A 19,392-nucleotide genomic window follows, 5' to 3' on the forward strand; every position below is an offset into this window, starting at 1 on the left:
GACAGCTTGGCGACAGCGAAGCGGCAGCTATCCGGGCAAGGCGAAGGAAGCGACCGACAGCGACAGACCCCTATGGGTCTGTCGCTGTCGCGTCGCAACGCAGCGGGTCTGCCGCGTCGGTTTAAAAATCGGGAATTTCGACCGGACCGAAGTTTTCCAGATCACTCTTTCGGGCAACCCACTCGCTGGCCCCGTCAACCAAGATCGTGATCAGCCCCGCGCGCAGCAGTTCGCGCTTGGCGCGTCCGAACGTGTCCGCGCGGGCTTTCGCGTCCGCCGATTCCGAAAGCACCCCCGGCATGATGCAGCGCGCGCGCCAGTCTGCCATTGCAACCCTGCCACCACCGCCGGCCAGATCATCGAGGACGGCGAGCGCGTCCAGCTTGGCCCCGGACAGCTTCGCGTCTTTGGGAAGGTTGCGCAAATCGAATTCTTCGCAGACTGGCGCGGTGATCGGATCGCCGTCTTCGTCATGACCAAGCAGTTCACTCCGAATTTTGAAGCCAAAGCGCCGGGGAAAGCCATTTCGATTCTTCATGCTGGCGCACCGGATCACGCCAGCCGTGTCCGCCGGATCGACTCTTACAGACGTATCAAGAGCGCCGTTCAGACTGCTGTGCCCGCGTGGTGTCGATGTGTCACCTTTCGGGCAGTGGTGAACCAATGCAACCGTTGGACCTTGATCGGCAATCAAGCGACAAATCTGCACGACCGCGCCCATACCTTGCGGCGCGTTCTCGTCGATCGGGAATGCCACCGCCAGGGTGTCGATCACGACAAGGACAGGATTCAGCCGCGCAATGCACGCGAGCAAGTCTTGCATCTCGGCTGAATTGAGGTTCGCCATCATACCCGCAAGGCCGGTAGCAAGGTGAAAGGAAACCACGTCGCCGTACACCTTGCGCAGGGCGCGGAGCCGCTGGCACATGCCGTGCGGGTCTTCTGCGCTCGCATAGATCACCGGGCCTGCGACTGTTTTCATACCGAAAACCGGCACGCCCTGTGCGACTCTCCACGCCAAATAAGGCGCCACGACAGATTTGCCGGTGCTGGGCAGACCGAAGATACAAACCAAATCCCCTAGGGCGATCAGCCCCTTGATAACTTGCTTGCGCGGGGCCTCGTGCTCCAAATCGTCGAGCGACCGGAGGCAGAAGCGCGACGCTCCGCCCGCCGGTAAATGCGGCGCTGGGGACTCGGGAACGTCCACGCCGCCGAACGTCGCGGCAATGTCCATACCAGGCGTGTTGCGGGGCTTCGCAATCCCGTCAGCCAACGCGCGATCGACAAGTGCGGCAATTTCGTCGAGGGACCAATCACCCCTATGCGGATCACCCAGCATCGCCAGCCCGGCTTCGATCAGCGCCTCCCGTGCGGTTTCAAGGGTCAGCTCTCCGCCACCTACCAGCCGGCCGATTGTGAATGTGGAGGCGTTCAACGTGGAGTTTTGCCCACCGGACGACGTCTCGCGGACCGTTTTGCATTCCGCCGTGAGAGCAGCGAGGCCATATGCGCTGTCAAACTCTGCCACCTTGGCCAGAGCCAAAGGGGCCTCGCGCTCTGTCTTCTTGCGCGCTACCGATGCCTTGATGTCGGCCAACAGCGCGGGAGGCGGAGTCCCTATTATCCCCGGTGGCACATTGTGGACCCGGTAGCGCCGAGGCTCGGTCAGGGGTTCTTCTGTCACGGGATGGATTGACGGTTCGCCGTCGTCGCCAATCACTGGCAATTCGCGGATAGACCCCGCCGCAACCAAATAGCCCTTCATGCCGATACGCAGATCGATTCCGCTCCCCAACGGGCGGCCATCTGGACCGTCGGGCCGATCACCGATCGCCGCTGGCCGGATGTTGGTCAGCGCAAGCGCGTCGAAACCGCCGGGCAATGCAAAGATGGCGTGCGCGCTGCCCGTCGCTGTTGTCACCGTTAACGCCGTAAATAGTTCGTCGCGCGTCAGCGCAAGCGCCTTTGCCCATCTGCCGAACAGTTCCACGCCGTCCGCACCGTTTTTACGATCCAGATCAATGCCCACAACATTTGTCAGGCCAAAATTGGCGTCGGGATGATCGATCCCCCAACGGCGGATAACGTCGATGTCCCGCGTCGCCTCTTGCTGCCAGCCCCTATGAAGGGGCCGCTTGCCGCCGGGCTCGATAGGGAACACTAGGGCGCCGGGGATTTTTTGCACAAGCCAGATTGCGAATTCGTGCGGTGGAGCGTCAAGTGACGGCGAGCCGTTGCCCGCCGTCGGCGGGGGTGCTAAATTTGGCATAAGCTGAAATACCTTTTCAGGGCGCCGCACCTTGCCCGGTGCGGCGCCTTTCCGTTGTAAAGATCAGTCTGGGAACCGTTCCGTCGGCCGCTGGCGCGCACGAAACTTGCCGCAGGCCTCCGATGGCCAAAGCCCGGCATCCACGGGGCTTTGTGTTGCTTTCGCGCCCAGCCGGACAATGTGCGCATGGGCGACGGCAGCGAGTTGCCCGCCAGGCTCCCCGCCTGCGAGTGCAAAGCCTCTTATGTCGTGTGCCAGCCAATCGGGGCGGTAGGTCGCTTGAAAGACTTCATAAATCGGCCAGCCGTCCCGCCGCAGCACTTCGACAGGAGGCGGCACGCCGATATGCTGCCCTCGCGCGCACAGATCGCGGCCGAAACGGCGCGCAGGGCAGCAAGCAGCCTTCTCCGCTTCATAATCAGAATGATAAACCGCGTAGCGATTGGCCAGGACCACGGCCTCTCCAAGCAAGCGCAGCGACGCGGCAAACAATTCGCGGGGCGAAAGTGTCGGCGCTTGAACAGGCGCCAGAAAAAGCCATGCTGGCGCTTTTGGCGTCCCCGCGATCAGGATCGGAGTTAGCGAAACGTCATGTCCTGCCGGATGCCGCACAGTGAAGGGATGCAGGCTCATGGCTTAGCCCCCCTGCCCGGTGTGGCTGCGCACCCGGCTTTCGAGCCATGATTCCAGATCAATAAGGCGATAGCCGATGCGCGCGCGCTTGCCGGTGCCAAGCTGGCAATATTTTGGCCCGTCCCCCTCGCAACGAAAGCGATTCATTCGGGACACCGAAAGTCCGCAAAGCTCAGCAGCTTCCCGGACCGATCGAATTTTCAAACCATCAAGATTTTCCATGTCGTCACCTATTGTTGCAGGTGACGGGTAAATGTCTGCAATTGGCAGCAAAGTCCCACCCGTTAATTCAGCCTTTAACGGGGTTAATCTCGTGGGCTTTGCGTCGTCGGCGCGTTCTGGCATCGTCAACCATGTTGCTGACTCGATCGGGCGACACGCCAAACATTTTGGCAGTTATCCGCTCCGCCCTTTCCCTGTTTATCGGGCGTCCTGTTTCATCGTCCAGCTTACCAGCTTTGCCTTCAATTCGGAGTAGATCGACTTGAGCAGCGGCCTCGGCGTTCCGAAGGGGTGTTGCATCCCGTCCACGGCCGGGCACAGACATCAGCGACCCGAGTGCGGATTCCGGGTCTGGCGCCTCGGAGATTTGGCGCCCTACCCAAAGCGCGAATTCATCCATTTCCGGTGTACGAACACCCTCGCAAGCAAGCTGGTGGGCTAGCCGAAACAGGCGCCGCACAGCTTCGGCCTGCTCTTCATCGTCCAGCCGGGTTGCGCCTTGGAACGCTGGCCCGAACAACGGCGCGATTTTGGCCCACAGCATGCGGAAATCGTCTTTCGTGCCCCATGGCACCATCAGGGGTGGAAGAGTTTGAAATTGCGCCGCTTCGACCAGTTCTCGCGCGTGCCATTGTTCGTCGGATTCCAACGGCTCGTCCCCCGCCAAGGCTTCGTTGGTAAGTAGGTCGATTAGAGATTGTCGGGAGTCGAAAAATGCCACTCGGCAACAATGCGGCTCGATGCATTCGGCAAACCAACGGCTATCCGAAGACCGGCGAAGGCGAAACGTCTTACCTCTGATCAAGAACAGTTCGGGTTCGGCCATTGCCTCAGACTCCCAACCGCATAGCAACGACGTTGCCAGAGGCGGCCGGCGGCGAAACCGCACGGTCGCAATGATCGGCCCAGGCATCGAGCGCGGCGCGTTTTTCAGGCCCCCAGCCGTGGCGCTGGTAGACGGCAGCCACGCCAGACCGGCTGGCCCAAGCGGTGTGATTCAAGACCGCTTCTGTCACCTCAAAGCGAACGCCCAGCCGTTGCAGGCCGGTCGCAAGCGTGCGGCGCGCATCATGAAGGCGCCAAGGGTCAAGCTCGACTGCCTCGGGATCATCGCCTGCCGCTTGCGCGTCCTTGCGCGCCAGCGCGAGCATATCGGCATCCAATCGGGTTTTGGCGCGTGAATAGCCGCTGATCGGGGTTTCGCCGGTGCCCGACAGGACAAGGCCCTTGGCTGGCCATTTGCGGGCGCCTGAAAGGTATTCCGCCAGCGCGGCTGCCTTAGCCTCACCCGAAACCCTTGAGCGTTCGGTGAGCAGGATTTTGCGCCCGCGCGTGTTGGCGTCCCGTTCCAGTTCAGTGACGGCTTGTGCGGCGACGCTGGCCGCCGCCGCTTGGTCCAGCGCGGCGATGGCGTGCCGATTCAGCGGCACAAGATTCGCTTCGCCGTTTTTGGTGCGGCTCGCCGGCAAAGTCCAAAGCGCCTTGGCCCGATCGAGTTCGGCCCATGACAGACCGGCAACCTCGTCCCGGCGCTGCCCCGTGGCGAAAATGACCTGATAGAAGGGACCGAACGGCATGGCCATTGCGCGCGCGGCTCGCAGCGCCAAAGCAAGCTCATCGTCGCCCAGCACCCGGTCGCGGCTATCTGGTGCCGGCGGGCGCTTCATTCCGGCCATCGGGTTTTCGCGCAAATCGCCGCGGCCAACTGCCCAGTTCATCAACCGGTTCAGGATGGCATAGGTCGATCGGCGCAAGGCAAGGCTTTCGGCGGGAATGCTATCGAGCACTGCCACCATGTCGCGCTTGGTGATCGCGGGCAGCGGCTTCGATTTCAGCACCGGAATCGCGTGAAGGCGGAAAACCATTTCGATGTTGCCATAGGACGCCAGCCCTTCGGGCTTTACCCGGTTCTTCAGGTAGGTCGCGCTATAGGCGTCGAAGGCCAGCTCCTTTTCAGTCGCCTTGCGTTCGGCCTTCTGGCGCAGCGCCTCGCGCTCTGCCTCCACCGGGTCGACCTTGCCGCGCACGCTTTCCGCCAGCCTGTGCGCGAGCTTGCGCGCTTGTTCCACGGTCAATTCGCCGTGGCGGCCGATCGTCGTCCGCTTGTTCTCGCCAGCACGCCCACCGATGCGGAATTGGTAAATGTAGGATTTGACCCCGGCGGGACTGATCCGCACGCCAAAGCCAGGCGGATTGACGTCCCAGAGGAAGCTCTGCTTCCCCGTAACGGGCAGTTCATCGATCGCGGTTTTTGTCAGGACACGCTTTGCCATCGGGGGCCTCGTTTCGGTGCTTACATGGTCGCTGTGTAAGCACCATGTAAGCACCGCGATAGCATATGTAAGCACGTCCCGGCAATTGCTGACATCATAAATGTCTATTTTTCATTAGCCTACGGACTAAGCGTATGATCTGAAAAGCGCATTTCTCACACTGGGGGTGTGGGGGTCGGAGGTTCGAATCCTCTCGTCCCGACCAATTTACTTTTCCCCCACGACACTTTCGCCATGACGCTTTGATCGCAAAGCTTTCGGTTTTCCGGTCATGGCGGCGGCCTGAGTGCAGGCCCTGATCCTTCAGACGAAATCCCTGATCCGCCCCGGCGCTTGCGCGCGGGGCGGTTTGCGTTTGCGGCTTGCAATGGGTCGAAAAATCCCCGACAATTATAACAGATGTTATAAATGCGGCGTCGTGGGGAAATGAACCCTCGCGGACAGACCGCAAGGAGAGGATCGATGGCAGACGCAAATCCCGGCGGTTTTCCGCACGAGCCGAACTATATCGGGCTCAACACTCCGCAGCGCGCCGAGTATGCGGTCGATGATCTGGTCGTGACCGGCACGATTCCCGACGATGTCGCGGGCACGTTCTTTCGCGCCGTGCCCGATCCGGCGTTTCCCCCGTATGTCAGCGATGCAGGCGCGATCCTGTCGGCGGACGGGATGATTTCGGCGATCCGTTTTGCCGGGGGCAAGGTTTCGACCGCGATCCGCTATGTCGGCACCGCGCGCCATCTTGCCGAACAGGCCGCCGGTCGCGCGCTGTTCGGCAAATATCGCAATCCTTTTACCGATCGGCCCGAAGCAAAGAGCATCGACCGCACCGTCGCCAATACCACCCCGGTCTGGCACGCCGGGCACCTGTTGATGACCAAGGAGGACGGGCGGCCCTATCGCGTCGATCCGGTTACGCTCGAAACGCTTGGCCAATACGACTTCGACGGCGCGCTGCGCTCCGAAACGATGACCGCGCATGTCCGCATCGATCCCGAAACCGGCGAATTGTTTGCCTTTGGCTATGAAGCGGCGGGGCTGGCCAGCACGACGATTTCCTATTTCATCGTCGATCGCACCGGCAAGCTGGTGCGCGAACAGTGGTTCGAGGCGCCCTATTGCGCGATGATGCACGATTTCGCGATCACGCGGAATTACGCGCTGTTTCCGATCTATCCGACGACTGCCGATCTCGACCGGTTGAAAGCGGGCGGCGACCATTGGGTGCATCATCAGGATCTCGACAGTTGGCTGGGCGTCATGCCCCGCTATGGCGATGTATCGGACATGCGCTGGTTTCGCGGCCCCAGGGGCGTGTCGTGCTATCACATGATGAACGCCTTTGAGGATGAAGCGGGGCGCATTCATTTCGACCAGTGCCTGTCGGATTCAAATGCCTTTCCGTTTATCCGCGAGGCTTCGGGGATCGCGATGGCGCAAGGCGATCTCAACGGGCGGCTGGCGCGCTGGACCGTCGATCCCAAAGGCCCCGGCGATACCATCAGCGAGACGGTGATCGGCCCGCCGGGCGATTTTCCGGTGATTCCCGCCGATCGGCAGGGTCGGCAACAGAGCCATGGCTGGATGTTGACGATGAACCCCGAACGGCGCGCCCCCCCGGTATCCGGCGGGCCGGTCGGGGCAATGTTCGACATGCTGCTGCGGCTCGATTTCACCGGGGCACCGCCGCAAGCGCTGGCCTTGCCGATGGGCAGTTGCTTCAATGAGCCGGTCCATGTGCCTTCGAAGAGGCCGGGACATCAGGGGTGGCTGCTGAGCGTGGTCGACCATCAGGCCGGGCCCGACAGCTTTGCCCACGAATGCTGGATCATCGATGCCGGCGATCTTGCCGCCGGGCCGGTTGCGCGTGTGGCCATGCCGCATCGATTGCGCCCGCAAGTCCATGGCTGGTGGGCGGCATGACGATGGAGCGGATCGCGATCACCGGCGCATCGGGGCATTATGGGCGGATTGTCATCGACGCGCTGATTGCCGCCGGGCGGGCGCAAGACCTGATCCTGATGACGCGCAATCCCGACAGGCTGGCCGACTATGCCGCGGCGGGCTGCACCGTGCGGCAGGGCGACTATGACCGGCCCGAGACTTTGCGCCCGGCCTTCGCGGGCGCGGATCGCCTGCTGCTGATTTCGGGCACGCGCGTCGGCGCGCGCGTGGTGCAGCATCGCGCGGCGATCGATGCGGCGCGCGCAGCGGGGGTGCGCCATCTCGTCTATACCAGCTTCATCGGCATCGACGATCCGGCAAACCCCGCCGAAGTGCGCCACGATCACAGCGAGACCGAGCGCCTGATCAAGGCCAGCGGGCTGGACTGGACGATGCTGCGCGATGCGCATTACGCCGACGCGATGATCGTCATGGCCGGGCCCGGCGTCATGGCCAGCGGGCAATGGATCAGCAATGCGGGCGACGGGCGCGAAGCCATGGTCTGGCGCGAGGATTGCGCGCTGTGCGCCGCTGCCGTGCTGACCGGCGAAGGCCATGCCGGGCAGAGCTATGACATCACCGGGCCGGAACTGCAGACTTTTGCCGAAGTCGCTGCGATCATGGCGGACGTGACCGGCGTACCGCTGCGCTACGCGGCGATCGACGATGCCGCGCAATATGCGATATTCGATGCGATGGGCATTCCGCGCCGCCCGGTCGATGATCACTATGTCGGCGCCATTCCGTGGAACAGCGACGACATGGTGACATTTGGCCGGGCGATCCGCGAGGGCTATCTGGCGATCTGCAGCCAGGATGTCGCGCGCCTGCTCGGGCGCCCGCCCCGCAGCACGCGCGCCATGATCGAAGCCCATGCCGCGATGCTGCGCGCGGCGGCTCACGTCAGGGCATAGGTCAGGTCAGGGCATAATACCGCACGCAATTGCCGTCGGGCTTGCGCTCGCCCACGCCGACGAAAACATGGCGCGTCATCCAGTCGTGGCGCCCCTTTGGCGTTTCGAACGTCGGCTGCGCGCGCAAGTAATAGTCTTCGTGCGCGACCGGCGCCCCGCCCTCGAAAGCCCAGGCGCGCAGCCGCGCCATGGCATCGGGCGCGCGGCCCCACAGGAAACCCCGGTTCTGCATATAGATCACTGTGCCGTCATCGACTTCGAGCAGATAGCGCGCGTCAAACACGGCGGTATCGTCGGCGCGAAAATGGGCATAGTCGCCGCCTGAATTGGGAATGGCGCGGCCGCGGAACCCTTTCCCGTCGAGCCCCGGCCCTTCGAAATGCCCCGCATCGACCAATACCGCCGAGCGAAACCCGCCGTCGTGGACATCGGGAATGGCAAAGACCCGGGTAAACATCAGCCGACATTCGAATATGAATTCAAGGCGCGGGGTATCGAGCGTGGAATAAGTCATGCAGCGACGAATCCTCAAAGCTTCAGGTCAAGGGAAAAGCTTCAGGTCAAGGGAAAATCCAGGCTCCCCGCGCGCTCGGCAAAGCGCCAGCCGCCCTCTGTCAGCAACAGACGGTCGTGATAACTGCCCACCAGCGGCGGCGCGCCGGGGGCGTTGAACAGCAGGATCTGGCTGGTCGCGGTTGCCGTATCGCCCGTCACCGTCACCCGGATATTGGCGACGATATGGCGCGTGACACGCGGCGGACGGCTGCGAAACGCGGCGAGGATCGCCTCCGGCCCGGCGATGAACACGTCGGGCGCGGTCGGTCGGCTCATCCGCCCATCGGGCAGGTACAGCGCCGCGAGCGCATCCCAGTCGCCCGCGTCGTTGCGCGCGGCATAGTCGATGATCAGCCGCTCGATCGCCCGTTCGGCCATGAGCGTGGCAAGCGCGCGTTCGATGTGCTGATTCATGGTTTTCCGCCCTGCAAACATCGCCCGTTGCACGCCCCTCCCCGCTCGGGGAGGGGCCATTGATGTTCAATCCTTGAAACCCTCGCGCGCGCGGCTGTTGTCGATGGCGATCGGCTTGCCGGTTACCGGGTGCGGATAGGGAAACGGCACGATGTCGGTCGCGGGCCACAGGCGCGGCGTCGGCTCGACAAAGGCGTCGGGGCCGAGCGGATCTTCGGGGTAAAGCGTCTTGGTAAAGGGGATATAGTCGATCGGCGTCTTTGCCCAGCCATCGGCGAAGGTGCCGTGCCAGAACGGAAAATAGCCGAGACGGGCGATTTTCCACACGCCGTCTTCGCGCACATAGCGGTTGTCATAAATCCCGCCTTCCCACCAGGCGCGCTGGGCCCCTTCGGCGCTTTCATGCAGGCCCGCCTGCATCATCGAGCGGCCGCGCACGGTCGCCGTCCGGCGGTCGGGGGCGACATCGATGACCATCTGCAATTGCGGATGATCGAGCAGCCAGCCATAGCGCGGGCCATTGTGCCCCTGGGTAAACGTGCCCTGAAACCGCTCGATATAGAGCCGCCGCACCCCGGCCTTGCCGCGATAGATGCCGCCGAGGAACCAGACTTCGCCCTCGTCGGAAAACAGGTCGACGACTTCGTTGTATTGCGATTTGTCGATGAAATAGCCGTAAGTGTATTGCACCTTGCGGATCTGTTCGATGTCCTGCTGGATCGCCAGCTCATGTTCGAGCCGCGCGATCCGCGCTTCGAGCGCGGTCACGTCCGTCATTGGCATCCCCTTTTTGGCCCTTTTTGGCCCTTTTTGGCCCATTTGTTTTGGCACGGCTCGATAACCATACCATTTGTTATTATTGGAGCCTATGCCGTCTTGCCCCGCAAGGCAAGACGGCACGTCATTCAGGCCTGCTTTGTACGCCAGCTCGGCGCATAGCTGGTACGCGCGACTTCGGAATAGGGCACCGGCGCGACGACGCCGCGAATGGTGATCTGGCGGTGCTTTTCGACCGTCGGCTTTGACGTGCCGCCATCGGGTTCGCCCCACACGAGATCGATCTCGGTGCCCGGCTCGGCATAGTCGGGATCGACCATGGCAAGCGTGATCATCTTGCCGTAATTGGTGGTATAGCCGATCCAGGTCGACAGCCCGACCAGCTTGCCGTTCTGCTCCACCCGGTCGAACTGGTGCATCGAATAAACCGCGCTGGGGAATTCCATGTACTTGGGGCGCAATCCGTCGTTGCCGAACTGGGCAAAGATCGCTTCGGTCACGGCTTCGTCATCGAGCGCCAGCGTGACTTTCTTGCGATGCGGCCCTGCGGCGATCTTTTCCAGCGCCTCGCGGCCGATGAAATCGTGGTCAAACTTGACGAAGGCGCCGTAGCCCAGATCCCACGGCGTGGTGTAATAGCCTTCGACGCTATCGGGCACATAGCTGCCGCCGACCGAACAGCGCGATTCATACTGGTCGTCCGACAGCCATTCGCGATAGGGGCGATTGAGCTCGCCGGTATAGATCCCCGGCAGCGGCGAGGGAATCCACCCCGATTCAAGCGTGTTGGACGAATAAGTCCGCCCGCCGACGAGCTTGAGCCCGTGCTTTGCCCCGGCTGCGACGAGCGCGGCATGGATCGCGTCATGATCCTCAAACGGGCCCATCAATTCATAGCCCGGCTGCCCGGCCATGCCGTGGCGCAGCGCATGGACCTTTTTGCCCGCGATCTCGATCCACGTCATATGAAAGAACTTGAGGTCGGGCGCGGGCGCACCCAGCGCATCGGTCAATACCGCCGCCGCATTGGGGCCTTGCAACTGAAAGCGGAAATGGCGGCGGTTTTCCTTGTCGGGCCGCGCTGCCGTGCGCTCATCATAGGTGAGCGTCACATCCTTGCGCCCTTCCCCATGGAACAGCACCCAGTTGAGCGTAGGCGCGCGTCCGACAAGATTGAACTTTTCGGGCGCGAGATAGAACAGGATGACATCGCCGATGACATGGCCATACGGCGTGACCGGCACATATTGCTTGGCGCGATCGGGGATGAAACCCTTGAAACTGTTGATACCCAGGCCAAGCAGAAAATCGAACGCGCCGGGCCCTTCGACCATCAGTTCGGCCATGTGATAGCTCTGGTTGAACAGGACGCAGGTTTCGTTCCACGCGCGCTGTTCGTCACGCCAATTGGTATATTCGGCCGGAACGCCGGGATAGGCATTGGGCCCGACTTGCTGATTGCGCAGCCAGGTGACGGTGTCGACCTGATTGTCGGCAAGGATTGATTCGAGATTGGTGGTCATGGTCGGTTCTCTCCCGTTTCCCGATGCGCCGCGCCGGTTTGGCGCTTGCGCTTGACCGCATATTTGTTAGCAATACATACAAATTGCAAGCGTCAAAATCGCGGTTCTGTGCGGCGGGCCGATCCCGCAACGGTGCGCTGCGCGCCGTGTTTGCGCGCGTGCCCCTCTTGTCAGCGGCGCCGGGCTGTGTCTTAGCTTTTGCCCCATGACCAAACCGTCGTTGCCACACGAAGCGCCCCAGCCTGCCGATCTTCTGGTTCGCCTGCTCAAGCTCGGCAGCTTTATTTCCGGCCCGATGCGCGACGGAGTCTGCGAGCCCGCAGAGATCAACGCGACGGAATTGCGCGTGATCATGGCGCTGGCCGGCGAAGGCGACCTGGCCGGCCACGATCTTGTCGAAATCACCGGGCTGCCGCCGATGAATGTCAGCCGCGCCATCGCCAGCCTGCGCGATCGCGGCTGGATCGAGGATATCGTCGATCCCGACAACCGGCGGCGGCGGCCCGTGCGGCTGAGCGCCTCGGGACATGATGCCTATGCCCGCACTTTGCCCTATGTCGATGTCGTGGCCGAGGCCGTGATCGGCACATTGACCTTGCGCCAGCGCCAGCAGCTTGCCGCCCTGACCGACAAGGTCAACGCGCAACTGATCGCCTGGATCCGCGATCACCACGTCGGGGTAAAGCTCCACACGCCCGACTGACCGCAGCGGGAGCCCGGCCAAGGCCGAACTCCCGCCGACAATCATATCCGCGTGCCGCCGCGCGCCTGGACCTTTTCTTCGGTATTCACCTCGAAATCGCGCGCATCATGGCGTTCGCGCAGGCATGCCGCAGGATCGCCAAAACCGCGATTGACCATGCGCCCGCGCTGCACCGCCGGACGCGCGCCGACCAGATCGACCCAGCGGCGGATGTTGGCATATTCGTGCACCGACAGAAATTCCTGCGCGCTGTAGGCATCGCCGACCATGTTGCCGTACCAGGTGAAATTGGCGATGTCGGCAATGGTATAATCATCGCCCGCAACATATTCGCATTTGCCCAGCTGCGTATCGAGGACATGGAGCAGCCGCTTGGTTTCCATGGCAAAGCGGTTGATCGCATATTCGATCCTGATCGGCGCATAAGCATAGAAATGGCCAAAGCCGCCGCCGAGATAGGGCGCGCTGCCCATCTGCCACATCAGCCAGTTCATCACTTCGGCACGCTTGTGCACTTCGGTCGGCAGAAATTCACCGAACTTTTCCGCCAGGTAAAACACGATCGAGCCGGATTCGAACACGCGCACCGGCGGATCGATCGAGCGATCGAGCATGGCCGGGATCTTGGAATTGGGATTGATCGCGACGAACCCGCTGGAAAACTGATCACCCTGACTGATGTTGATCAACCAGGCATCGTATTCCGCACCCGAATGCCCCTTTTCGAGCAATTCCTCGAGCATGATCGTCACCTTGACGCCATTGGGCGTGCCCAGCGAATAGAGTTGCAGGGGGTGCTTGCCGACCGGCAAGTCCTTGTCATGCGTCGCGCCGGAAATCGGGCGGTTGATAGCGGCAAAAGCCCCGCCGGAAGGTTTGTCCCAAGTCCACACGGCGGGCGGGACGTAACCCGCAGGCAAGTTGTCGGCTGGATCACCACTGGCCATGATCATATCCTTGAGTTTTGAGGAAATGGTTTTTCTTCAGATGGTTTGACGCACGCGCATTACAAGTCGGCCATCGCCATATCGATGGCATGGCCATCGGTGCGCCGCGCCGGAAGGCCGATGAACAGCACCAGCGCGATCAGCGATCCGCTCGCCATGATCACCGCGACAAGGCTGAGCGGCAAGCCATGCGCAAACAGCGTGCCCGACAGGATCGGCGCCAACGCCGCGCCCGCACGCCCGACGGTCAGCGCAAAGCCGGTGCCGGTCGCCTTGATTTCGGGCGGATAGAGGCTGGCAAACACGGCATAGAACCCGACAATCGTCGCATTGGTCACGGCTGCAATCAACGCGACCGCGACAATCCATGCCGAAAGGCTCGGCTGCCCCAGACCAAAGGCCGAAACCATCACGAAGGACAGCGCAAGCCCGGCGAGAGTCGCCCGCCTCGTGCCGAACCGGTGCATCAACCAGCCGAACGTGCCGCCGCCGATCGCCCCGCCAAGATTGGCAAACGCCAGCGCCCGCGCACCTTCGGCACGCGAATAGTGCAGCCCGGCAAATTGCGGGTCAGACAGGATCGCCGGCGCCATTTTCAGCACGAAATAGAACGCCATGGCATGCGCCGCATAAGCAAACGCGACCAGCAGCGTGACGCGGCGATGCGCGGGGGCAAACAGCGCGCCGAGCCCTGCACACGGCGCCACGGCGGGCGGCAGGGGCATGACATCGACCGGCGGATGGCCAAGCGCAGCCAGCGAACGGTTGATCCGGGCCAGCACATCGCGCGGGCAGGCCCGCGCCAACCACGCGGGCGGTTCAGGTACCAGCATCGCAAACAGCGGGATCAGCGCAAGCGTCATCCCTCCGCCCAGCGCGAACACAATCCGCCAGCCATGCTGCGCCAGCAGGGCCGAAGCGACCAGTCCGCCCAGAAATGCCCCCAGCGGATAGCCGATCACCATCAGCGCCATGGCAAAGCTGCGCCGTGCCGCATTCGACAATTCATGAGTCAGCGCGTTGACCGCCGCCAGCATCCCGCCGATGCCCAGCCCGGTCAGCACGCGCCAGGCCGACAGGATTGGCGCCGAAGACGCCGTCGCCGCGCCGAACATGCCCACGACCATCAGCATCAGGCACGCCAGAATCGCCGGCCGTCGCCCGAAACGGTCCGCCATGCCGCCAAGCACGACCGAGCCCACCCCCATGCCGATCAGCTCCATCGACAGCACGATCCCGAGCCCGTCGGGCCCCAGATGCCATTCCGCCTTTATCCCCGGCCCGGCAAACGCGCTCGACAAGACATCGAAGCCGTCGAGCGCGTTGAGCAGCACGGTCACACCGACCGCCAGCCATTGCCGCGCACGCATCGGCGACTCTTCGATCAACGCCGCAGCGTTTGGCTGACCCATTGACGTACTCTCCCATTGTTATTGTTATCAGGCCATAAAATATTCGTGCCGCAAACTATTCGTGTATCCGCGTCAGCATCTCGATCAGAACGTCGATTTCCTTGTCGGTAAAGCGCGATTTGAGCCAGCGTTCGTGCTCGCGGATCGCGTCTTTGGCCTGCACCAGCGCAGCCCGCCCGCCATCGGTCAGATTGAGCGTCTGTTTGCGGCGGTCGGTCAGCGATGCCCCGCGCACGAGATAGCCGCGATCCTGCAGACGGTTGACGATCGCCATCGTCGTCGCCCGGTCCATGCGCATGCGCTGGGCAAGGTCGGTCTGGGCAATATCGGGATGATCATCGACCAGCCACAGGACCGAAACCTGTTTCTGCGTGAGATCGATATGGCTGAACGTCTCGGTAAAATGGCGATAGGTCGCGCCATGCGCAAGGCGGATGTGAAACCCGACGATCGAGCGGATTTCGCCAATGTCATCGTCGCCCGCGACATGCGGGGTGGTCGGTACAAGTGTCTCTTTTGGTCTTGCCATCCACGATTCCCTGGAGGATTGTCAGTGCAGCATACAATAACATTTGAGAGCGATGTCCATGGCCCATTTTCCACAGACACCTGCATTTACCGGATTCAACACGCCCTCGCGGATCGAAGCCGACATCGCCGATCTGGCGCATGAAGGCACGATACCGCCGGGCATGTCCGGTGCGTTCTACCGCGTTCAGCCGGATCCGCAATTCCCTCCCCGACTCGGTGACGACATCGCGTTCAACGGCGACGGCATGATCACCCGGTTTCATATCCACGACGGTCAGGTCGATTTCCGCCAGCGCTGGGCAAAGACGCGCAAGTGGCAGCTTGAACATGCGGCGGGCCATGCCTTGTTTGGCGCCTATCGCAATCCCCTGACCGACGCACCCGAAGTTGCCGGCGAGATCCGCTCGACCGCCAACACCAATGCCTTCATCTTTGCCGGCAAACTCTGGGCGATGAAAGAAGACAGCCCGGCGCTGCTGATGGACCCGGTCAGCATGGAAACGCTGGGTTTTGAAAAGTTTGGCGGGCGCATGACCGGGCAGACCTTTACCGCGCATCCCAAGATCGATCACGCCAACGGCAACATGGTCGCGATGGGCTATGCCGCCGGCGGTCTGTGCAGCGACGATGTGACCTATATGGAAGTCGCGCCCGACGGCACGCTGATCCGCGAAGTGTGGTTCAAGGCGCCCTATTACTGCATGATGCACGATTTCGGGATCACGCAGGATTATCTCGTGCTCCACATCGTGCCCTCGATCGGCAGCCCGGAACGGCTCGAACAGGGCCTGCCCCATTTCGGGTTCGACACGACCATGCCGGTCTATCTCGGCCTGATCCCCCGCCGCGACGGCGTCACCGATGCCGACATCCGCTGGTTCCGCCGCGACAATTGCTTTGCCAGCCACGTGCTCAACGCCTGGCAAGAGGGCAGCAAAATCCATTTCGTCACCTGCGAGGCAAAGAACAACATGTTCCCGTTCTTCCCCGATGTGCATGGCGCCCCGTTCGACCCGCAGGCCGCGATGAGCAAGCCGACCGAATGGGTCGTCGACACGGCCAGCAACGACGACAGCTTTACCGCGATCAACCGCCTCTCCGAAGTGTCCGCCGAATTTCCGCGCATCGACGACCGCTTTGCCGGACGCAAGACGCGCCACGGCTGGTTCCTCGAAATGGACATGACCCGCCCGGTCGAACTGCGCGGCGGCAGCGCCGGAGGCCTGTTGATGAACTGCTTGTTCCACAAGGATTTCGAAACCGGCGCAGAATCCCATTGGTGGTGCGGCCCGGTCAGCAGCCTGCAGGAACCATGCTTCGTCCCCCGCGCACCCGACGCGCCCGAAGGCGACGGCTGGATCGTGCAAGCGTGCAACCGCCTCGACGACGCACGCAGCGACCTGCTGATCTTCGACTCGCTCGACATCGCCAAGGGCCCGGTCGCCACCGTCCACATCCCGATCCGCCTGCGCTTTGGCCTGCACGGCAACTGGGCCAATGGGGATACGATCGGGCTTGTGGCATAATCGGAGACTGGGGCGGCATCAGGCGATCCATCATCTCTCGTCAATACCGCACACGCGGGAATGGCTATTGATGGCACATTCTAAACCGGCTCTCCCACAGCCCTCGCCCGCCCCACGGCGCCCGCCGCATCGCGCTCGGCGCGGCGCCACAGCACCAGCAACAGCACGACGATCAGCGGCGCCAGCGCGTTGACCGACAGGATGGCGAGGCCAAGATTGCCGTGCGTGCGATCGGCGACCATGCCCACCCAATAAGGCCCGACGCCAAGCCCGAGGATAGTCATCAGCAGGATATAAAGCGCTGCCGTCTGCCCGCGCATGCGCGGCAGGACCTGTTCGTAGAGCACCGCATAAAGCGGCGGCAGCCACATCGTCAGGATCAGGCTGTACAGCGTGAAGCGCATGTAGAATGCCGCCGGATCGGGCGCGGTATAGACCGCAAATCCGACAAACGGTGACAGCCCGAGCGCCACGACGACAAAGCCCACACGTCCCCCGGCCCCGGCGCGCGCCGCCAGCCAGTCGGACAGCGGCCCCGACAGCATCGGCCCGATCATCCCGATCGCCGCCGACAGCAGGCCAAACCGCACGCCGACTTCGCCCGCGCCCAGATGATAGGTCTTCATCAAAAACGCCGGGGTAAACCCCATGATCCCGTAATTGATCGTCGTCTGCAGCGACCCCACGATCAGGCACAGCCACAACGCGGGCGAACCCGTGACCACGGCATGAGTCGCCCGGTCGGACAAGCGCAGCGATTGCAGGAAATTGACCACGACATAGCCGCCGATGCCGACAATCGTCCATTGCAGCGCATGGGGATCGACGCTCAGCCCGGCCAGATGCAGCGGCGGGCGCGGCGACAGCGCGGCACAGACCCGCGCGAGCACGATCATCGCCGCCGCAATCGCCACCAGCGCCGCACCATTGCGCGCGATGACGCCAAAACCGGCCCGCTTGCGCGCCAATGTCCACCACACCCCGATCGGCAGCACCGCGATCAGCACGGCGAAGGCGGCCCGAAACGGCGCGGGATCGGGCGGGCTGACGATCCCGTCACTCATTCCGCGCACCGGCTCGCGCATCAGCGCCAGCAGGATCGCCAGCGGCACGCCCGGCAGCGCGGCCAGCAGAAACGCGAATTGCCAGCCTTTCAGCCCCAACGGCGCGGCATGCCCCAGACCGAACGCATGGTCCCAGCCATCCGCCGCCGCCCCGCCGAGCACCGATGACAGCCCCAATCCCGCCGCAAGCAGCGCCGCCATCACCGCCAGCGCCAATCCGCGCCGATGTTTGGGAAAATAATCAAAAACCAGACTGGTCCCCGCCGGTTGGCCTGCCGCTTCGCCGATCCCGACGCCCAGCCGCGACAACGCGAGCATGGAAAATCCCCCGGCAAACCCGGCGAGCCCGGTCGCCAGCGACCACAGCGCGATACAGATCGCCAACAGCCAGCCGCGCCGCCAGCCATCGGCCAGACGCCCCAACGGCAGCGAAAACACCGCATAAAACAACGCAAAGACCGTACCGTAGAGAAGCCCCATTTCGGCATCGCCGATATGCAGGTCGGCCTTGATGCGCGGATTGAGAATCGCCAGAATATTGCGATCGAGCATCGACAGACACTGCATCGCGCCGACCAGCGCGAGACAGATCCACGCCTCGCGCGCCGGACGCCGGGGCAATGTCACAGTTTGAACCAGCGTTCGGCGTTGGTCTGGAAAAACAGCTTCTTTGCTGCGGGGGCGATGTCCATGCCATCCATCGCGCGGACTTCGTCGGCGACATATTGATAGGGATAGTCCATGGCATAGAGCACCCGGTCTTCGCCCATGACCTGCTGGCAGAAACGCACCGCCGGCTCCCACGCCATGCCGCTGCAGGTGACCAGCACGTTGGAGCGGAAATAGTCGGCGATGGTTTTCTTGAGCGGCTTCATCCGTTCATAGCGCTTCGAGCGGACCCCCGCCTGATGCATGTAATCGAGCCGATAGAGCCAATAGGGCAGAGCCTCGCCCATGTGCCCGACCATGATCTGAAGATCGGGATAGCGATCGAAAATGCCGATGGTGATCAGCCGCAGCAGATGCATCCCCGTTTCCACGCCAAATCCGAAAATCGCACCGTCGAGCCCGGCTTCGAGCATCGGCCCGATCATGCTGTCGGGCGGCGTCGCGGGATGGATATAGAGCGGCTGGCCCACATCGACCAAAGCGCGAAAGATCGGATCGAAGAACGGATCGTCGAGATAGCGCCCCTGGGTGTGGCTGTTGATCTGCACCCCCTTGAAGCCAAGCTCGCGCGCGCCGCGCCGGATTTCCGCCGCCGACCATTCCGGGTCTTGCGGCGCGACGGCGGTCAATCCGATAAACCGGTCGGGATAGCGCGCGCAGGCCGCCGCCAGATGATCGTTGGCGCGCCGTGCCACGCCTTTGGCTTCGTCCAGATCGAGCAGCGGCTGCACCCCCGGCGAGGTCAGCGCGAGAATCGCCTTGTCGATGCCGGTCGCGTCCATATCGGCAATGCGCCGCTCGCCCAGATCGAGCAGCCGCTCCAGGATTTGCGTGGCACGTTCCGACGGCGATTGCCCGTAAAATCCCCATAGCGAGACCATGCCCCGGTCGGCCTGACCATCGCGGATCATCCGCAGGAACACGTCCACCTGTTCGCGTGTGGCAAAGGCTTCCTCGGTGGCGATGCGCAAATACCCCCGGTCGCCGCCGGTCTTCAGATCATGGGACATGAC

18 protein-coding genes are annotated in these 19,392 nt (G+C 62.8%); 4 read left to right on the top strand and 14 right to left on the bottom strand.

The window, feature by feature from the left end; all coding sequences use genetic code 11:
- Nucleotides 1-121: 121 nt before the first annotated feature.
- The 5 genes from AQZ50_RS04565 to AQZ50_RS04580 all read right to left on the bottom strand — a co-directional run bounded on the left by AQZ50_RS04565 (nt 122) and on the right by AQZ50_RS04580 (nt 5,400).
- The gene (locus AQZ50_RS04565) at nt 122-2,188 is read right to left on the bottom strand and encodes an AAA family ATPase (RefSeq protein WP_067743184.1); all 2,067 of its coding nucleotides are present in this window, start codon (nt 2,186-2,188) and stop codon (nt 122-124) included.
- A 147-nt stretch (nt 2,189-2,335) separates the two neighbouring features.
- On the bottom strand, nt 2,336-2,905 hold the full coding sequence (locus AQZ50_RS04570) for a hypothetical protein (RefSeq protein ID WP_156427222.1): 570 nt from the start codon (nt 2,903-2,905) through the stop codon (nt 2,336-2,338).
- Between the two features lie 3 nt (nt 2,906-2,908).
- Nucleotides 2,909-3,127: a helix-turn-helix transcriptional regulator gene (locus AQZ50_RS20335; protein WP_156427223.1), complete on the bottom strand. Its 219-nt coding sequence runs from the start codon at nt 3,125-3,127 to the stop codon at nt 2,909-2,911.
- A gap of 67 nt (nt 3,128-3,194) precedes the next feature.
- Nucleotides 3,195-3,953, bottom strand: a complete 759-nt coding sequence (locus AQZ50_RS04575; RefSeq protein ID WP_156427224.1) for a hypothetical protein — start codon at nt 3,951-3,953, stop codon at nt 3,195-3,197.
- Nucleotides 3,954-3,957: 4 nt separating this feature from the next.
- On the bottom strand, nt 3,958-5,400 hold the full coding sequence (locus AQZ50_RS04580; RefSeq protein ID WP_067743193.1) for a tyrosine-type recombinase/integrase: 1,443 nt from the start codon (nt 5,398-5,400) through the stop codon (nt 3,958-3,960).
- 462 nt (nt 5,401-5,862) lie between these two features.
- On the opposite strand from AQZ50_RS04580, the gene AQZ50_RS04585 reads away from it, so the two are divergent.
- Both AQZ50_RS04585 and AQZ50_RS04590 read left to right on the top strand, forming a co-directional pair.
- The gene (locus AQZ50_RS04585; RefSeq protein ID WP_067743196.1) at nt 5,863-7,323 is read left to right on the top strand and encodes a lignostilbene-alpha,beta-dioxygenase NOV2; all 1,461 of its coding nucleotides are present in this window, start codon (nt 5,863-5,865) and stop codon (nt 7,321-7,323) included.
- Nucleotides 7,320-8,258 carry an SDR family oxidoreductase gene (locus tag AQZ50_RS04590; protein WP_067743851.1) on the top strand — a complete coding sequence of 313 codons (939 nt, stop codon included), beginning with the start codon at nt 7,320-7,322 and terminating at the stop codon, nt 8,256-8,258. The genes AQZ50_RS04585 and AQZ50_RS04590 overlap by 4 nt, the downstream gene beginning before the upstream one ends.
- A gap of 1 nt (nt 8,259) precedes the next feature.
- Here AQZ50_RS04590 and AQZ50_RS04595 read toward each other — a convergent pair whose 3' ends face one another.
- The 4 genes from AQZ50_RS04595 to AQZ50_RS04610 form a co-directional block, all read right to left on the bottom strand.
- Nucleotides 8,260-8,772, bottom strand: coding sequence for a DUF3237 domain-containing protein (locus AQZ50_RS04595; protein ID WP_067743199.1), 513 nt, complete (start codon nt 8,770-8,772; stop codon nt 8,260-8,262).
- Nucleotides 8,773-8,813: 41 nt separating this feature from the next.
- Nucleotides 8,814-9,227, bottom strand: coding sequence for a nuclear transport factor 2 family protein (locus tag AQZ50_RS04600; RefSeq protein WP_231730108.1), 414 nt, complete (start codon nt 9,225-9,227; stop codon nt 8,814-8,816).
- A 66-nt stretch (nt 9,228-9,293) separates the two neighbouring features.
- Nucleotides 9,294-10,004, bottom strand: coding sequence for a nuclear transport factor 2 family protein (locus tag AQZ50_RS04605; protein ID WP_067743201.1), 711 nt, complete (start codon nt 10,002-10,004; stop codon nt 9,294-9,296).
- Nucleotides 10,005-10,132: 128 nt separating this feature from the next.
- Nucleotides 10,133-11,527: a syringate O-demethylase gene (locus tag AQZ50_RS04610; RefSeq protein WP_067743203.1), complete on the bottom strand. Its 1,395-nt coding sequence runs from the start codon at nt 11,525-11,527 to the stop codon at nt 10,133-10,135.
- A gap of 205 nt (nt 11,528-11,732) precedes the next feature.
- On the opposite strand from AQZ50_RS04610, the gene AQZ50_RS04615 reads away from it, so the two are divergent.
- Complete coding sequence (locus tag AQZ50_RS04615; RefSeq protein ID WP_067743206.1) at nt 11,733-12,230, top strand: MarR family winged helix-turn-helix transcriptional regulator; 498 nt, start codon at nt 11,733-11,735, stop codon at nt 12,228-12,230.
- Nucleotides 12,231-12,271: 41 nt separating this feature from the next.
- Here AQZ50_RS04615 and yghU read toward each other — a convergent pair whose 3' ends face one another.
- From yghU to AQZ50_RS04630, 3 genes are read right to left on the bottom strand one after another with little or no spacing between them, the layout of a single operon-like run.
- On the bottom strand, nt 12,272-13,177 hold the full coding sequence (gene yghU / locus AQZ50_RS04620) for a glutathione-dependent disulfide-bond oxidoreductase (protein ID WP_067743857.1): 906 nt from the start codon (nt 13,175-13,177) through the stop codon (nt 12,272-12,274).
- Between the two features lie 59 nt (nt 13,178-13,236).
- Nucleotides 13,237-14,589 (bottom strand): MFS transporter, encoded by a 1,353-nt coding sequence (locus tag AQZ50_RS04625; protein ID WP_067743209.1) that lies wholly within the window; start codon nt 14,587-14,589, stop codon nt 13,237-13,239.
- A 55-nt stretch (nt 14,590-14,644) separates the two neighbouring features.
- A complete protein-coding gene (locus tag AQZ50_RS04630; protein WP_067743213.1) occupies nt 14,645-15,118 on the bottom strand; it encodes a Saro_0803 family transcriptional regulator in 474 nt (157 codons plus the stop codon).
- Between the two features lie 58 nt (nt 15,119-15,176).
- On the opposite strand from AQZ50_RS04630, the gene AQZ50_RS04635 reads away from it, so the two are divergent.
- Entirely contained in the window at nt 15,177-16,646 is a 1,470-nt protein-coding gene (locus AQZ50_RS04635; protein WP_067743860.1) for a lignostilbene-alpha,beta-dioxygenase, read from the top strand.
- A gap of 80 nt (nt 16,647-16,726) precedes the next feature.
- On the opposite strand, the gene AQZ50_RS04640 is transcribed toward AQZ50_RS04635, so the two are convergent.
- Nucleotides 16,727-18,337 carry an MFS transporter gene (locus tag AQZ50_RS04640; RefSeq protein WP_067743216.1) on the bottom strand — a complete coding sequence of 537 codons (1,611 nt, stop codon included), beginning with the start codon at nt 18,335-18,337 and terminating at the stop codon, nt 16,727-16,729.
- Entirely contained in the window at nt 18,334-19,389 is a 1,056-nt protein-coding gene (locus tag AQZ50_RS04645) for an amidohydrolase family protein (protein WP_067743862.1), read from the bottom strand. Before AQZ50_RS04645 ends, AQZ50_RS04640 begins: the two co-directional genes overlap by 4 nt.
- Between the last annotated feature and the right edge of the window lie 3 nt (nt 19,390-19,392).

Source organism: Novosphingobium sp. Fuku2-ISO-50, assembly GCF_001519055.1.
In the GTDB taxonomy this organism is placed as follows: domain Bacteria; phylum Pseudomonadota; class Alphaproteobacteria; order Sphingomonadales; family Sphingomonadaceae; genus Novosphingobium.

Excerpts from the sequence above, each read along its gene's own strand:
- AQZ50_RS04570 (WP_156427222.1), bottom strand. The coding sequence starts at position 2,905 with ATGAGCCTGCATCCCTTCACTGTGCGGCATCCGGCAGGACATGACGTT.
- AQZ50_RS20335 (WP_156427223.1), bottom strand. The coding sequence starts at position 3,127 with ATGGAAAATCTTGATGGTTTGAAAATTCGATCGGTCCGGGAAGCTGCT.
- AQZ50_RS04575 (WP_156427224.1), bottom strand. The coding sequence starts at position 3,953 with ATGGCCGAACCCGAACTGTTCTTGATCAGAGGTAAGACGTTTCGCCTT.
- AQZ50_RS04580 (WP_067743193.1), bottom strand. The coding sequence starts at position 5,400 with ATGGCAAAGCGTGTCCTGACAAAAACCGCGATCGATGAACTGCCCGTT.
- AQZ50_RS04585 (WP_067743196.1), top strand. The coding sequence starts at position 5,863 with ATGGCAGACGCAAATCCCGGCGGTTTTCCGCACGAGCCGAACTATATC.
- AQZ50_RS04590 (WP_067743851.1), top strand. The coding sequence starts at position 7,320 with ATGACGATGGAGCGGATCGCGATCACCGGCGCATCGGGGCATTATGGG.
- AQZ50_RS04595 (WP_067743199.1), bottom strand. The coding sequence starts at position 8,772 with ATGACTTATTCCACGCTCGATACCCCGCGCCTTGAATTCATATTCGAA.
- AQZ50_RS04600 (WP_231730108.1), bottom strand. The coding sequence starts at position 9,227 with ATGAATCAGCACATCGAACGCGCGCTTGCCACGCTCATGGCCGAACGG.
- AQZ50_RS04605 (WP_067743201.1), bottom strand. The coding sequence starts at position 10,004 with ATGACGGACGTGACCGCGCTCGAAGCGCGGATCGCGCGGCTCGAACAT.
- AQZ50_RS04610 (WP_067743203.1), bottom strand. The coding sequence starts at position 11,527 with ATGACCACCAATCTCGAATCAATCCTTGCCGACAATCAGGTCGACACC.
- AQZ50_RS04615 (WP_067743206.1), top strand. The coding sequence starts at position 11,733 with ATGACCAAACCGTCGTTGCCACACGAAGCGCCCCAGCCTGCCGATCTT.
- yghU (WP_067743857.1), bottom strand. The coding sequence starts at position 13,177 with ATGGCCAGTGGTGATCCAGCCGACAACTTGCCTGCGGGTTACGTCCCG.
- AQZ50_RS04625 (WP_067743209.1), bottom strand. The coding sequence starts at position 14,589 with ATGGGTCAGCCAAACGCTGCGGCGTTGATCGAAGAGTCGCCGATGCGT.
- AQZ50_RS04630 (WP_067743213.1), bottom strand. The coding sequence starts at position 15,118 with ATGGCAAGACCAAAAGAGACACTTGTACCGACCACCCCGCATGTCGCG.
- AQZ50_RS04635 (WP_067743860.1), top strand. The coding sequence starts at position 15,177 with ATGGCCCATTTTCCACAGACACCTGCATTTACCGGATTCAACACGCCC.
- AQZ50_RS04645 (WP_067743862.1), bottom strand. The coding sequence starts at position 19,389 with ATGTCCCATGATCTGAAGACCGGCGGCGACCGGGGGTATTTGCGCATC.